Here is a 13,656-nt window from a genome sequence, read left to right on the forward strand (position 1 = left end):
CCGAAGTATGTCGCGGTCGAGAATGGCTTCCTTGCTCGACCCATTTCGCCCAAACTCAATCTTGAACCGTCTTCATGCCATGGATGCAACGGCATGGATTCCAGGGTCTGCCCGACGTCGCTTCGCGACTGCTTCGCCCTAGAATGACGAAGGTAGGTTATGGCCGCCGAACATACCCCGGCCAATTCCTAACAACTTGATTCAAACTTTGTTGGTAATTTCTCGTTAGTAATCGAGGCCGGTTTGTCCGGCGGCGTCTGTTTGCCTTCGGTCTGTTGTGTTTTGCGTACAGGTCCAGATGCGGATTTCAGGCGTCGTCAGTTTCATGTTGGCATCGCTGTGGCTTGCCGGCTGTTCGTCCACAGCGGGCGTCGATGGCTTGCAGCCGTCGAACGAGACGACCAGTTCGGTCGTGCGTCCGAGCGCGCCGGTCACAGCGGCTCCGGCGGAGACCGCCGACCTCGCGCCGATGCGGTCCGACATGGTGGCCGACAACGCTGTGGCCGACAATGCGCCGCCCTTCTCCATGGTCGAGGAAGAAGAGGCCATCGTCGCGGGCACGCCGCAGGGGAGCACCAGACCACAGCTCGAGCCCACCGCTCTGATGTCTGCGCCGAAGCGGTTGACGCGCGCTGCGCCGGCCATGCTGGCCTCGCCGGTCACCCGCTACGGTTTTCGCGACGCCAAGCCGATCAATTTCGGCAAGGCTTCGCCACGCTACCTTGCCGTCCACGGCGTCGACGTCTCGCGCTGGCAGGGCAATGTCAACTGGGGCAAGCTGCGCGCCCAGGGCGCCAACTTCGCCTACATCAAGGCGACCGATGGCGGCGACCATCTCGACCCGATGTTCATGAAGAACTGGCGCAATGCCGATGCCGCCGGGCTGAAGCGCGGCGCCTATCACTTCTTCTACTGGTGCCGCACCGCCGGCGAGCAGGCGGACTGGTTCATCCGCAATGTGCCAAGGGTCGAAGGCGCGCTGCCGCCGGTGATCGATGTCGAATGGAACGGCGAATCCTCCTGCAAGCGGCAGCCTTCGCGGGCCACCGTGCTGGAAAAGATGAAGGTGTTCATGGACAAGCTGGAGCGCCATTACGGCCAGCGGCCCATCATCTACACCGCGCCGGATTTCTATCGCGACAATCTCAAGGGTGCGTTTCTCGATTATCCGTTCTGGCTGCGCGCCGTCGCGCGGCATCCCTCAAAAGTCTATCCGGGCCGCAAATGGCTGTTCTGGCAGTATTCCGGCTCCGGCCTGTCGCACGGCGTGACCGGCCGCATCGACCTCAACGTCTTCCATGGCGACGAGCGCGCCTGGCGGGCATGGGCAGGCGGGCAGACGACCGTCGCCGACGCCGACTGAACGTCAGGCAGGTGCCGGTGCGCCTGCGCTGCCTGCCGCTGCGCCTTGGGTTGAATTTTCAGCGTCTCGCTAACGATCCGCTCACTGTGTCCTTTAGCGGTATCGCAACAGCCTTCCGGTAACGTGCCCGTGATCGGGTTTTCGGAGGGATCCATGCGCAATCCAGTTGTGGCTGTCGCTCTTGCCGCCGCTGTCGGCTACGGGTTTTTTAGCTCGCTCGGCCACATGCCGGGCGGAAGTGGCGCTTCGCTGGCTGAGTCGAAGCAGAACGTCGTGTCTTATTCCACCGAGGACAAGGCGATGCAGGCCGCCAAGGACAGCGGCCGCTCGACCCTCAAGCGCTTCCACGAACTGATGGACGCCGGCACGCCCGGCACCTACACGGTAAAATTCCCGCTGACCCAGAACGGCGCCACCGAGCATATCTGGCTGCAGCTGGTCGGCTACAGCGAAGGCTCTTATATCGGCCTGCTCGCCGACGTCCCGGTCAATGGCAACAAGTACAAGATGGGCGACAGGATGACGGTGACCGAGGCCGACGTCGAGGACTGGATGATCAAGAACGGCAAGGTGATCTATGGCGGCTACACCACGCGCCAGGCGCTTGCGGATATGCCGAAGGAACAGGTTGCAAGATACGGGTTGACCTTCAAGGACTGAGGGTTGAGGCGGGGGCGAGTTTTATCGCGGTGCCTAGAGGGCTGTCGCGCTTTTCGCGTTCGCGTATCTCTGCCGTCTGCGCCAGCACCCAGTCGCGAAACACCTTGATTTTGGGCGCGTTGCGGCGGCTCTCCAGATGCACCAGCCAATAGCCGTCGCCGTCCGATCCAAGCACGCCGAATGGCTGTATCAACTGGCCCTTTTGCAACAGGGCGCTGTAAAGGTTTTTGGTCAGGATCGCGGCGCCCTTGTCGGTCAGCGCCGCCATCGCATCATAGGCCTGCGTACCCAGCTTCGGGCCAGCCATGACGCGATCGGGCTCGAACGGCACGCCGGCAGCCTTGAACCAGATTTCCCACCAGGGATCGTCGGCACAGCATAGCGGCAGTTGGTAGAGATCCTCGGGGCGGTGGATGCCGCCGACGCTTTCGGCGAGTCTCGGGCTGAGCATCGGCGTATAGTCCGCCTTGAACAGATAGTGAGCCGTCAGGCCCGGCCATTTTCCACTGCCGGTGCGAATGCCGACATCCATGTCGCCGCGCGTGAAATCGACCAGCCCGTGCGATGTATTCACCTTCACGGCAAGATCGGGATGCATCAGCTGGAATGTTCCAAGCCATACGGCCAGCCAGTTCGATGCGAAGGTTTCCATGGTCGTCACCGACAGCACGCCGGTCGCTCCACCCTTGGTGGCGACCCATGCGTCGGCCAGGGTCGAGAACGCGCCTGATGCGTGCGGCGCCAGCTGCTGTCCGGCCTCGGTCAGCGCGATCTGCCTTGTTTTTCTTATGAAAAGCGGCGTTCCGGCACGTTCTTCCAGCACCTTTATCTGATAGCTGGCAGCTGATTGGGTCATGCCGAGTTCTTCGGCTGCCTTGGTGAAACTGCCCAGCCGGGCCGCGGCTTCAAAGACCCTGATGGCTCCTAATGGTGGTAGTTCCCAGCTCATGACGCATCAATCCCCCTGATGCATACTACGCGACGTTCGATTGGAAACCAAGCCCGGAAAACGGCATGCTGCATTCATCGGATCAAACCTTGGAGGATACGGCAATGACCACCACCATCGCTCTCTACAACACGCTTCGCCGCCCGGTGCTCGACCTCTTCACCGCGCCGTTCAGGCCTCGCAAGCGCGGCCTGCTCGACCGCCGCTCGCTGTCGGATCATTTCCTCAGGGATATCGGTATGCTTGACGGACGCGTGCCTCCCGGCACCATTGGCTAAGCAAGCTCTTTGACCAGGGGAGGGAAATATGACTGTGCCATCCGAGGATCTGGCGAAGAGCCGCCAAACGATCAACGCCTATGAGGACTATGCCGAACGCTACGACGCTCTGGTGCGGCACGTTCCGAACCAAAGAGAACAGAAATGGCTGAAGCGCCTGGTGAAGATCGCCGGCAAAGGTGGCCGGATTCTGGAAGTCGGTTCGGGACCCGGATACGATGCGGACTTCGTCGAAGGGCTCGGTGTCCAGGTTCGGCGCACAGACGCAACGAAGCGGTTTCTCGAGTTGCAGGCCGCACGCGGCAAGCATGGTGAGTTTCTCGATCTCATCACCGACGATCTCGGCGGCCCCTACGACGCGGTGCTCGCATTGTGCGTCCTGATCCACGTGCCGCGCGAGCAGGCCGACCAGGTGCTTGCCAAGATTGCCGGGTCGCTGCGGCCGGGCGGCGCCTTCCTCGTCTCGATGCGCATTGGCGACGGCGAGAAGAGCGGCGAATATCATACGGTCTACTGGCGCAGGGACGACTTCGCGGCCCGCCTCGAAAACGCCGGGCTGGTCCTTGTCGGAGACGAATTCAACGTCGGCCGCGATCGCGAAGAGTGGACCACCTTTCTGGCTGTGAGGCCGTCATGACGCGCCGCGGACTGTTTTTGTTCGTGCTGCTCAGCCTCCTGTGGGGCATTCCCTATTTGTTGATCAAGCTGGCGGTTGCCGAGGTGTCGGTGCCCTTCCTGGTCTTTGCCCGAACAGCCGTCGGCGCCCTGGCGCTGCTGCCCTTCGTCCTTGTCGAGCGCAGTTTCGGATGGCTGAAGACACATTGGCGGGCGGTCGCCGCATTCTGTCTGGTCGAGATGATCCTGCCATGGGGGCTGATCACCCATGGCGAAGTCAGCATCGACAGTTCCACCGCCGGACTGCTGATTGCCATGACGCCGGCCGTAACCGTCGCGCTCTCAAAGCTGATGGGTTCGGATGAGCGGCTGGGGATACGCCGCTGGACCGGCCTTTTCCTCGGTTTTGCCGGTGTCTTCGTGCTGGCGCTGCCGACCTTGGGTGGCGGATTTCTCGCGGTCGTCGAGATTCTCATGGCCGCGGCCTGCTATGCCTCGGGTTCGATCATCGCGTCGCGCTGGCTCAACGATTTGCCGGCAACCTCGCTGACGGCAGTCTGTCTGGCAGGGGCCGCGCTGATCTACGCTGTGCCGGCGGCGTTGGCCTGGCCGGCGGCCATGCCGTCGACAACGGTGGTTGGCGCAATCCTCGGTCTTGGCGTGTTTTGCACGGCGATTGCCTTCGCCACCTACTTCCTGCTGGTGCGGGAGATCGGCCCCGAACGGGCGGTCGTCATCACCTATGTGGCGCCCGCCGTCTCCGTGACAGCCGGCGTGCTCGTCCTTTCGGAGCCGCTCGATATCGGCATTGTCGCGGCCTTCGCGCTCATCCTGTGCGGATCATATCTCGGCACGTGGCGCGCTCCGCCAGAACCGTCCGTGTCCGCGACCTCGGCAAGTTGACCGGCGGCCGCCAGCCGCCGTCAGAAATAAGGTCGCAGGTTCTCGCGAATGCGGTCCAGCACCGTCTTTCCCGAGATATCGGCGGTGAAGGTCTTGCCGGTGATGGTCTCAAAGGCCTGCGTGTAAACCCGCGATGTCTGCTCGATGAGCTCGGCGGGGATTCTCGGAATACGATCCTTGTAGGGATCGCAGCGCGCGGTCACCCAGGCGCGAATAAAGTCCTTGTCGAAACTTTGCGGCCGCTCGCCTGCCTTGAAACGCTCTTCATAGCTTGCCGCAAGCCAGTAGCGGCTTGAGTCGGGCGTATGGATTTCATCGGCAAGGATGATGGCGCCATCCTTGTCCGTGCCGAACTCGTATTTGGTGTCGACCAGGATCAGGCCGCGCTTGGCGGCCAACGCTTTGCCGCGCGCAAACAGCGCCAGCGCATAGCGCGAGACTGTGTCCCATTGCTCTTCCGATAACAGGCCGCGCGTCAGGATCTCGTCGCGCGTCAAGGGCTCGTCATGGCCGCCATCGAGCGCCTTGCTGGTCGGCGTGATGATGGCCTGCGGCAGCTTCTCATTGTCGCGCAATCCGTCCGGCAGGCGGATGCCGTACATATCGCGTTCGCCGTTCTTGTATTTCGTCAGCACCGAAGTGCTGGTGGTGCCGGCGAGATAGTCGCGAACGACGATTTCCACCGGCAGAATGTCGAGCCTGGTGCCGACGACGACATTGGGGTCGGGATAATCGAGCACATGGTTGGGGCAGATGTCCGCCGTTTCCTCGAACCAGTAGCGCGCCGTCTGCGTCAGCAGCTCTCCCTTGAGCGGTATTGCGGTCAGGATCACATCGAAGGCGCTCAGCCGGTCGGTGGCGATGATGATGCGGCGGCCATCCGGCAGATCGTAATTCTCGCGGACCTTGCCTTTGTAGTGGTTCGGGAGTTCCGGAATGAAGGCATCCGAGAGAACGCGCAGTGCTGTCATCCTGGTCTCATGGCTCCTAACAGTTTGGGCGACTCTTAACAAAGTTGAGGGGGCTTCGATACCCGAGGAAGGGCGGTTCGTCCTTTGCGAATAATCAAGACATTGCCTTCGCCGTGCTATCTATTTGCAGCTTCCGGCACTCCTGGGGGACGCGGTGGACGTAGAGCTCAAATTTCTGATTGTCGGATTTGCCTGCGCGATCGCGGGCGGTCTGTCGTTCATCACCTTCGTCAAGTGGCGCGAGGTGCAGGCGATGAGCCACTGGCTGCCGGCGCCGGGCAAGATCATCTCGTCGCGCGTCGAGGCGCGCGAAGTCAGAAGGTCGGGCGTCGGCTCGGACAGCAGCGACACCACCGAGATGCGCAATTTTCCGGCGATCACCTTCGAATACAAGGTCGGTAAAAAGAAATTTCAAAGCTCGCGCTACAGCGTGAAGGAGAATCTGGGGAATTTCGAAGTCACCGAAACCCTGGCGCAGTTTCCCACCGGCGCTGAAGTGACCGTCTTCTACAATCCGGCCGATCCGGGCAAGGCCGTGATCGAACGCACCCTGCCGGACGGCGCCTTCAAGTTCATGGTCAAGCTCTCGGCCGGGCTGGTGATCGGCACGGTGGTGCTGGTGTTTTTGCTCGGTGGCGTGCTGGAGGCGATCCGGCCGCATTTGCCCAAGCCGCAGAACCTCGGCGCCGGAGCGCTGCTGCTGTTCATGGGCCTGATGATCCTGCGCATGGCCTTCGTCCAGAAGTCGCTTGCCGAGCAGGCGGCAAAATGGCCGGTCGCCCCCGGCCACATTGACTCCTCCGGTCTGCAGGCGCTGCGAAACTACAGCGGCCATCGACGCTGGAGCACCGTCTTCAAATCCCGCATCGTCTACAGCTACGGCGTCGCCGGCCAGCGCTACACCTCAGACCGCGTCACCTTCGGCGCCACGGTCACCGCTTCAATGCCCGGCCTCGTCAGCGGCCAAGGGCGCAGCTATGCCGAGGGCGGCAAGGTCGACGTGCATTACGACCCAGCCAACCCCGCCTCGGCAGTGCTCGAATGCAGGGTGCGCGGGCTTTGGCTGCTGTGGGTCTGTTCGGCCGCGTTTCTGGGCGGCGCGGCGTGGCTGGTCGGTTTTATCTGAGGCGCCCACTTTCATGACAAGACATCCAATGATCGTCCGCAGGCTGGCTGTCGTTTCCCTGGCTCTGCTCGGCGCCGTGCAGGCAGCGAGCGCAAAAGAATGTCTGCTAAGCCACGCCACCTACCGCGAGCCGCGTTCGGGCGCGGTGATGCAATTCCGGCCGCTGAACAATGAGCCGGCGGCACTGACGGCCGAAGTGTTTTCGGTGACCGTGCCCAACACCGACACGCGCTTGCCGGCCGACATCACCTGGACCAATGGCAAAAATTCGTTTCCGCTCGGCACCATCCGCCACGCCTGCACCGACGACGACCGCGAAGCGGGGCTGGAGGATGGCAGCGGTCTCTGCCGGATATGGATGGGCCAGGTCTATGCCTTGACCGGAGGCGGCGCCGAGCAGCTGAATTCGCGCGAAGCGACACCGGCGCCGAAAGGGCTGTTGCTGCCCGATTTCGGCGCGGCCTTCACCGAATTTGCCGATTTCGCCAATGCCAATCCGGACGGCTCGGCCTGGGACGCCTTCACTTTGACAGGATGCAGCGATGAATAACGCCATGAGACTGATTGTCTGGATCTGCACGCTGTTTGCCTCGGCTACGATATCAGCCGCAGCGCGGGCGGACGAGCTGGCGCCATCGCGCCCGCCGATCGACAAATGCGTCTGGGAGAAACTGGCCGACAAGACGGTCGGTTTGGCCGCCTGGGTGCAGCGCTGCGATTTCGGTTTTCGCCAGATCCACTTCGAATTCGTCGGCAACGCGCTCGCCATCAAATACAGCGATGGCGGCGCGCCCGATCCGCTGGTCGAGGTGTTCGACATCAAATCAGGCGAAACCGCCGAGGCCGCGGTGTTGCGCCTGTTGCTGGAAAAGACCGACAAATCAGTCAGCGCCCGCTGCGTGCTGACGCCCTACACCGAGGGCACCGTGCCCGCCGGCGTCAAACGCTACACATTCAGCCCCGATGCTGCCTATGCGAAAGAGCTGAAGGCGCTAGCCAATGACGAAGTTCCCGAACCGCCCTGCGGCGACTGGGGCGAAATGCCGGATGGTATTCAGTATTTCGAGGCGCCGGCGGGTGAGGGGCGGAGGGTGCTGTTCGTTCGGGCGGGGCAGGACGAGCCGCTGTTCGACGATCAGACGCTGCGGGTGCCGGGATAGGATGTTGTCCTGAAGGCTACCGCTTATGCCTCTACGTATTCCGCGAGACTGATTCCTTTGGGCACCTCCAGCCCATCGGCACGCAAGCCCTCGATGTGAAAGCGTATAGCGTCGCGAATTTCCGTTTCCACCTCAGGCACTGTCGCGCCCGTCGCGATGCAGCCGGGCAGGTCTGGCACATAAGCAGAGAAATTATCGGCCGCTTTTTCAATCACTACCGCATAACGCATACAATCACTCCCTCAGAGGATGCTACGGTGTTCCGGTGCCGCTCATCCTCTCCCCACAACAAGGGGAGAAGATAAGCACTACCGGGTGACCATTAACGCCGTTTCCGGCTGGCCTCTTCGTCAGCAATTAACCTCGCCCGAATTGACGGCCACCTGTCTGCGATCTCTTGACATGAGGCAGCCAGCAGCTTTCTGCGTTGGCTGAAGCTACCGGGTGCAGCGAAAATCTTCTGGGCGAACACGTCAACAACAAAACAAAATTCTGCGCGCGGCTCTCCAGCATCTTCGAAACATTCCTCCGCGTACCAGTGGAGAAGTGCCCCATGCAGCGCCGAAGTTTCTGTCGACAACGGTAGTGTTTTGCAGAGATAAGGTTTGATCAAGCCGAAGCCGACTTCCCCCTTTCCTGTTTGTGGCATCTTGACCGAGTTTGTCGGTCGAACACTAAGAGATACACCGGCAAGAACGAATTTTGGCTGGCTATCTGAAATGCCGGTTATTCTGGCAGCAGTAGGCAGCTTGTCCAAGCTCATAGTCCGGCAAAGTTCGATAGCATCGTGAGCCGTAAGAAGCCTTTGTTCATCGTGCGAGGTGGCAGGTTGGCGCGATAATAAGGCTCTGTCGAGTTGAGATAATCGGCTGTCATCACGCCCGTGAGTTTCAATGAAATGCATCATTGCTCGCTCTATCTCGTTGTAGCGAGTATCGAGGAGGAAGTTCTTAGGTTTGATGATGTCTTCAATGATCGCGGTTCGCCGCGTGGAGCGAGCGAAACAATATTCAACCAACTTATTAGCGCTAATTCTCGGTTCGATCTTCATAACGAAAAAGCCCTTTCCGGAGCAGTTAAAGTCACACTAGCTGCCGATGCCTTCTCGACTCTCTGATCAGAATCTCCATATAACTACCTTGCTACAGGAGATGGGATTCCGATCTCGTCGCCCCGCGTGGGCTTCGGCGCATCGCGGTACCAAAGGCCGGCCTGAAAGGGCGGCCTTTGGTGTTTTGAGGGATGTTACATAAAGACATCCTTATGTGGCGTACTCTTTTTGTTCTCGATACCATTTCGGCCCGATCTTACGACCGGGCCGGTGATGTTACGCTTTTGCGCTCAGTTTCCTCAGCTGCACCCGCTCGTCGATCCACAAGTATCGCACTTCTCGCAGGTGCCATTCCGCACCATGGTGAAGTTGTGGCATTCCGAGCATTCGTTGCCGGTGTAGCCTTGCATCAAGGATTGCTGACGGCGCGTGGAGGCAAGCGCCTTTGCCTCGGCCGCTTCTTTCGCTGCTTCGTCGGTGAACAACCCGGTGGGGTCGGCAGCCTCCTCGGAAACAATATCTTCGACCAATTCCTTGGCTCGCTCCTCATAGTCGCGCTTGTAGGCGATGGCTTCGTCGCTTGCTGGTTTAAGCGCCAGCACGTTGGAGCCTGAGAACGCAGTTGGAGTGACCCGGGCAGGGGCCGCGGCAGGCGATCCGGCAAAACCCTTGGGTTCGCCACCTAAGCCAGACACCAACTTGACCGGCGAGGCGCCGCGGGTAAGGCCCTTCGAGAACGGCGTCGCCTTGCCTTCGTTGATGCCGCGTCCGAGCGCCGTCTTGTCGAAATCCGACTGGTCGACATGGGCGAGGTCGTGGCGGCCGAGATAGGACACGGCGAGTTCGCGGAACACATAGTCGAGGATCGACGTCGCATTCTTGATGGCGTCATTGCCCTGCACCATGCCGGCCGGCTCGAATTTGGTGAAGGTGAAGGCCTCGACAAATTCCTCGAGCGGCACGCCATATTGCAGGCCAAGCGAGATGGCGATGGCGAAGTTGTTCATCATCGCCCGGAAAGCGGCGCCTTCCTTGTGCATGTCGATGAAGATCTCGCCGATGCGGCCGTCATCGAATTCGCCCGTGCGCAGGTAGACCTTGTGGCCGCCGACGACTGCCTTCTGGGTGTAGCCCTTGCGGCGGTTCGGCAACTTTTCGCGGTCGCGGTAGAGGCGTTCGATGACGCGCTCGACGATCTTCTCGGTCACTTGCACGGCGCGCTGTGAAGCGGGCGCAGCGATCAGCTGCTCGACCGCGTCGTCCTCGTCATCCTCGCTGTCGGCGAGCAGCGACGAATTGAGCGGCTGCGACAGCTTTGAGCCGTCGCGATAGAGCGCGTTGGCCTTCAGCGCCAGCTTCCACGACAGCATGTAGGCGCCCTTGGCGTCTTCCACCGTCGCATCGTTGGGCATGTTGATGGTCTTGGAGATGGCGCCGGAGATGAAGGGCTGTGCCGCCGCCATCATCTGGATGTGGCTGTTGATGGACAGCGAGCGCTTGCCGATCTTGCCGCACGGGCTGGCGCAGTCGAACACCGCCAGATGCTCGGCCTTGAGGAAGGGCGCGCCTTCCAGCGTCATCGCACCGCAGACATGGATGTTGGCGGCTTCGATGTCCTTCCTGGAGAAGCCGAGCGCCGGCAGCATCTCGAACGAGAAGTCGTTGAGCTGCTCATCGGTGAAGCCGAACGTCTCCTTCACCCAGTCGGCGCCGAGCGTCCACTGGTTAAAGACGAACTTGATGTCGAAGGCCGACTTCAGTGCTGCGTTAAGCGCCGCGATCTTGTCATCGGTAAAGCCCTTCGCCTTGAGCGAGCCGGGGTTGACCGCCGGCGCCTGGTTCATGTTGCCGTGACCGACCGCATAGGCCTCGATCTCGGCGATCTGGCTTTCTGAGTAACCCAGCGTGCGCAGCGCTTCCGGCACGGCGCGATTGATGATCTTGAAATAGCCGCCGCCGGCAAGCTTCTTGAACTTCACCAGCGCGAAGTCGGGCTCGATGCCGGTGGTATCGCAATCCATGACCAGGCCGATCGTGCCGGTCGGCGCAATCACGGTCGCCTGCGCGTTGCGGTAGCCATGCTCCTCGCCGAGTTCGATGGCGCGGTCCCAGGCAGCCTTGGCGTGCGCGGCCAGTTCCTGCTGCTTCAGGTCGGACGCGACCAGCGGCACCGGATTGACGGCGAGCTTCTCGTAGCCCTGCTTTTCGCCATAGGCGGCACGGCGATGGTTGCGCATGACGCGCAGCATGTTCTGCGCATTGCGGTCGTAATCGGCGAAGGCGCCGAGCTCGCCGGCCATCTCGGCCGAGGTGGCATAGGCAGTGCCGGTCATGATGGCGGTGAGCGCTGCGCAGATGGCGCGGCCCTCGTCGGAGTCATAGGGGATGCCGGACGTCATCAGCAGGCCGCCAATGTTGGCATAGCCGAGGCCGAGCGTGCGGTATTCGTAGGACTGCTTGGCGATCTCCTTCGACGGGAACTGCGCCATCATCACCGAGATTTCGAGGACGACGGTCCACAGCCGCACCGTGTGCTCGTAGGCGGCGATGTCGATCGTGCCGTCGGCGTTGCGGTAGGGGAGCAGGTTGATCGAGGCCAGGTTGCAGGCCGTGTCGTCGAGGAACATGTATTCCGAGCACGGATTGGAGGCCCGGATCGCACCGGCCGAAGCGCAGGTGTGCCAGTCGTTCATCGTCGTGTTGAAATGCAGGCCCGGATCGGCCGAAGCCCAGGCGGCGTAGCCGATCTTTTCCCAGAGGTCGCGTGCCTTCAGCGTCTTCAGCACCTTGCCGTCCTTGCGGGCGGTCAGATGCCAGTCGGCGTCGTCCTCGACGGCGCGCAGGAAGTTGTCCTTCAGCGACACCGAATTGTTGGAGTTCTGGCCGGAAACGGTGAGGTAGGCGTCGGAATCCCAGTCGGTGTCGTAGGTCTTGAACGACATCGCGGTGTAGCCCTGCTTGGCGAACTGGATGACGCGGTAGATGTAGTTCTCCGGCACGGCCGACTTCTTGGCCGCCTTGATCTCGCGCTTCAGCGCGGTGTTGATCGACGGGTCGAAGCAATCGTCATCATGGCCTTCGCAATTGATGCAGGCCTTCATGATCGCTTCGAGATGTTTTTTCACGATCTTGGAGCCGGTGACCAGCGACGCCACCTTCTGCTCTTCATTGACCTTCCAGTCGATGAATTCCTCGATATCGGGATGGTCGGCGTCGACAATGACCATCTTGGCCGCACGACGCGTGGTGCCGCCCGACTTGATGGCGCCCGCCGCGCGGTCGCCGATCTTGAGGAAGCTCATCAGGCCGGACGAACGGCCGCCGCCCGACAGCTTTTCGCCTTCGCCGCGCAGCATCGAGAAATTGGAGCCGGTGCCCGAGCCATATTTGAACAGACGCGCTTCACGCACCCACAGGTCCATGATGCCGCCTTCGTTGACGAGATCGTCCTGCACGCCCTGGATGAAGCAGGCATGCGGCTGCGGATGCTCGTAGGAGGACTTCGACTTGGTCAGCTTGCCGGTAAACGGGTCGACATAATAGTGGCCCTGGCTCGGACCATCGATGCCGTAGGCCCAGTGCAGGCCGGTATTGAACCATTGCGGCGAGTTCGGCGCAACGCGCTGGGTGGCGAGCATATAGGCGAGTTCGTCGCGGAAGGCGCTCGCGTCTTCTTCCGACTTGAAGTAGCCGCCCTTGTAGCCCCAATAGGTCCAGGTGCCGGCCAGCCGGTCGAAGACCTGGCGGGCGTCGATTTCGGAACCGTAGCGCTCGGCTTCCGGCAGCTTGGCAAGCTCGGCCTCGTCGGCGACGGAGCGCCACAGGAAGGAGGGGACGTCGTTCTCCTCGACCTTCTTCAGGCGCGCGGGCACGCCGGCCTTGCGGAAATACTTCTGCGCCAGGATGTCGGCGGCAACCTGCGAGAACTGCGCCGGCACATCGATATTGTCCAAGCGGAACACCACCGAGCCGTCCGGATTCTTGATCTCCGAAAGCGCCTTGCGGAATTCGATCTCCGCGTAAGCTGATTGGCCTGGCTTGGTGAAACGACGCTCGATGCGCATTGGTCCGGTCCCTTTTGTCTATATATAGCGCTTTTCCCCGGGGATTTCTGCCCCCAATGCGAAACGCGCATGTCCGCCGCCTGCCGGCGTTCGAAAACACCGGCTCTCCTTGTGGCAGTCTTCGTCGCCTTGCTGGTCGAGCTTCTTACGAAGCCGCTGTTCCAACTCTGCGCCGAACCCTGCGGGTCCCTCAAAACTGAATTTTTCCTCGATTCCCTCGACCGAGGGAAATTCACACTATCTAGCGTCGAACCTGCCTGCAAACACTAAATATAGTGTTAACAGACAATTTATTCCAGTCCGACAAATCTCCCTTTTCGCTCCCGAAGCCCCCACGATCCAACGCTTCCGCCAGCCTCGTAAACAGGCGGAAATCATGGCCAAAACGCACAAAATCCGGGAAAATGACCGGGCTCGAAACTCTCCGGTCGCGCCCTCAACAAGAGCACATGGCACATAAAAGGCGACTCGGTTTGCGTCGTCAAGGATTCGTTTGCGTAGCTTTTGTGACCCCAA

Annotated in this window: 13 protein-coding genes; 8 read left to right on the plus strand and 5 right to left on the minus strand. The window is 61.1% G+C overall.

Features of this window, described 5'->3' with window-relative positions:
* Positions 1 to 298 precede the first annotated feature (298 nt).
* Together NLY36_RS30775 and NLY36_RS30780 are read left to right on the plus strand one after the other, a co-directional pair.
* Complete coding sequence (locus NLY36_RS30775) at positions 299 to 1,363, plus strand: glycoside hydrolase family 25 protein (RefSeq protein ID WP_023736534.1); 1,065 nt, start codon at positions 299 to 301, stop codon at positions 1,361 to 1,363.
* A gap of 153 nt (positions 1,364 to 1,516) precedes the next feature.
* Positions 1,517 to 2,023 (plus strand): DUF2314 domain-containing protein, encoded by a 507-nt coding sequence (locus tag NLY36_RS30780; RefSeq protein ID WP_023736535.1) that lies wholly within the window; start codon positions 1,517 to 1,519, stop codon positions 2,021 to 2,023.
* Here the strand turns inward: NLY36_RS30780 and NLY36_RS30785 are convergent.
* A complete protein-coding gene (locus tag NLY36_RS30785) occupies positions 2,013 to 2,972 on the minus strand; it encodes a LysR family transcriptional regulator (RefSeq protein ID WP_023736536.1) in 960 nt (319 codons plus the stop codon). The genes NLY36_RS30780 and NLY36_RS30785 overlap by 11 nt on opposite strands.
* Positions 2,973 to 3,076: 104 nt before the next feature.
* On the opposite strand from NLY36_RS30785, the gene NLY36_RS30790 reads away from it, so the two are divergent.
* From NLY36_RS30790 to NLY36_RS30800, 3 genes are read left to right on the plus strand one after another with little or no spacing between them, the layout of a single operon-like run.
* Positions 3,077 to 3,250 carry a hypothetical protein gene (locus tag NLY36_RS30790; RefSeq protein ID WP_023669054.1) on the plus strand — a complete coding sequence of 58 codons (174 nt, stop codon included), beginning with the start codon at positions 3,077 to 3,079 and terminating at the stop codon, positions 3,248 to 3,250.
* A 28-nt stretch (positions 3,251 to 3,278) separates the two neighbouring features.
* Positions 3,279 to 3,887, plus strand: coding sequence for a class I SAM-dependent DNA methyltransferase (locus tag NLY36_RS30795; protein ID WP_023669053.1), 609 nt, complete (start codon positions 3,279 to 3,281; stop codon positions 3,885 to 3,887).
* Positions 3,884 to 4,768 carry a DMT family transporter gene (locus NLY36_RS30800; protein ID WP_023736537.1) on the plus strand — a complete coding sequence of 295 codons (885 nt, stop codon included), beginning with the start codon at positions 3,884 to 3,886 and terminating at the stop codon, positions 4,766 to 4,768. The genes NLY36_RS30795 and NLY36_RS30800 overlap by 4 nt, the downstream gene beginning before the upstream one ends.
* Positions 4,769 to 4,788: 20 nt before the next feature.
* Here NLY36_RS30800 and NLY36_RS30805 read toward each other — a convergent pair whose 3' ends face one another.
* Positions 4,789 to 5,730 (minus strand): phosphoribosylaminoimidazolesuccinocarboxamide synthase, encoded by a 942-nt coding sequence (locus NLY36_RS30805; RefSeq protein ID WP_023694160.1) that lies wholly within the window; start codon positions 5,728 to 5,730, stop codon positions 4,789 to 4,791.
* 163 nt (positions 5,731 to 5,893) lie between these two features.
* On the opposite strand from NLY36_RS30805, the gene NLY36_RS30810 reads away from it, so the two are divergent.
* Genes NLY36_RS30810 through NLY36_RS30820 form a run of 3 tightly spaced genes read left to right on the plus strand, consistent with a single transcriptional unit; the run spans position 5,894 to position 8,025 of the window.
* Complete coding sequence (locus NLY36_RS30810) at positions 5,894 to 6,865, plus strand: DUF3592 domain-containing protein (RefSeq protein ID WP_023736538.1); 972 nt, start codon at positions 5,894 to 5,896, stop codon at positions 6,863 to 6,865.
* Positions 6,866 to 6,878: 13 nt separating this feature from the next.
* Entirely contained in the window at positions 6,879 to 7,415 is a 537-nt protein-coding gene (locus NLY36_RS30815; RefSeq protein ID WP_245260294.1) for a hypothetical protein, read from the plus strand.
* A 4-nt stretch (positions 7,416 to 7,419) separates the two neighbouring features.
* On the plus strand, positions 7,420 to 8,025 hold the full coding sequence (locus NLY36_RS30820; protein WP_245260295.1) for a hypothetical protein: 606 nt from the start codon (positions 7,420 to 7,422) through the stop codon (positions 8,023 to 8,025).
* A gap of 23 nt (positions 8,026 to 8,048) precedes the next feature.
* On the opposite strand, the gene NLY36_RS30825 is transcribed toward NLY36_RS30820, so the two are convergent.
* The 3 genes from NLY36_RS30825 to NLY36_RS30835 form a co-directional block, all read right to left on the minus strand.
* Positions 8,049 to 8,255 (minus strand): type II toxin-antitoxin system HicB family antitoxin, encoded by a 207-nt coding sequence (locus NLY36_RS30825; RefSeq protein WP_023736541.1) that lies wholly within the window; start codon positions 8,253 to 8,255, stop codon positions 8,049 to 8,051.
* Between the two features lie 92 nt (positions 8,256 to 8,347).
* Positions 8,348 to 9,076, minus strand: coding sequence for a hypothetical protein (locus NLY36_RS30830; RefSeq protein WP_023736542.1), 729 nt, complete (start codon positions 9,074 to 9,076; stop codon positions 8,348 to 8,350).
* Positions 9,077 to 9,375: 299 nt separating this feature from the next.
* Positions 9,376 to 13,140, minus strand: coding sequence for a vitamin B12-dependent ribonucleotide reductase (locus tag NLY36_RS30835; protein WP_023711452.1), 3,765 nt, complete (start codon positions 13,138 to 13,140; stop codon positions 9,376 to 9,378).
* Positions 13,141 to 13,656: the final 516 nt, after the last annotated feature.

The sequence above is a fragment of the Mesorhizobium sp. C399B genome, assembly GCF_030323185.1.
Lineage (GTDB): Bacteria > Pseudomonadota > Alphaproteobacteria > Rhizobiales > Rhizobiaceae > Mesorhizobium.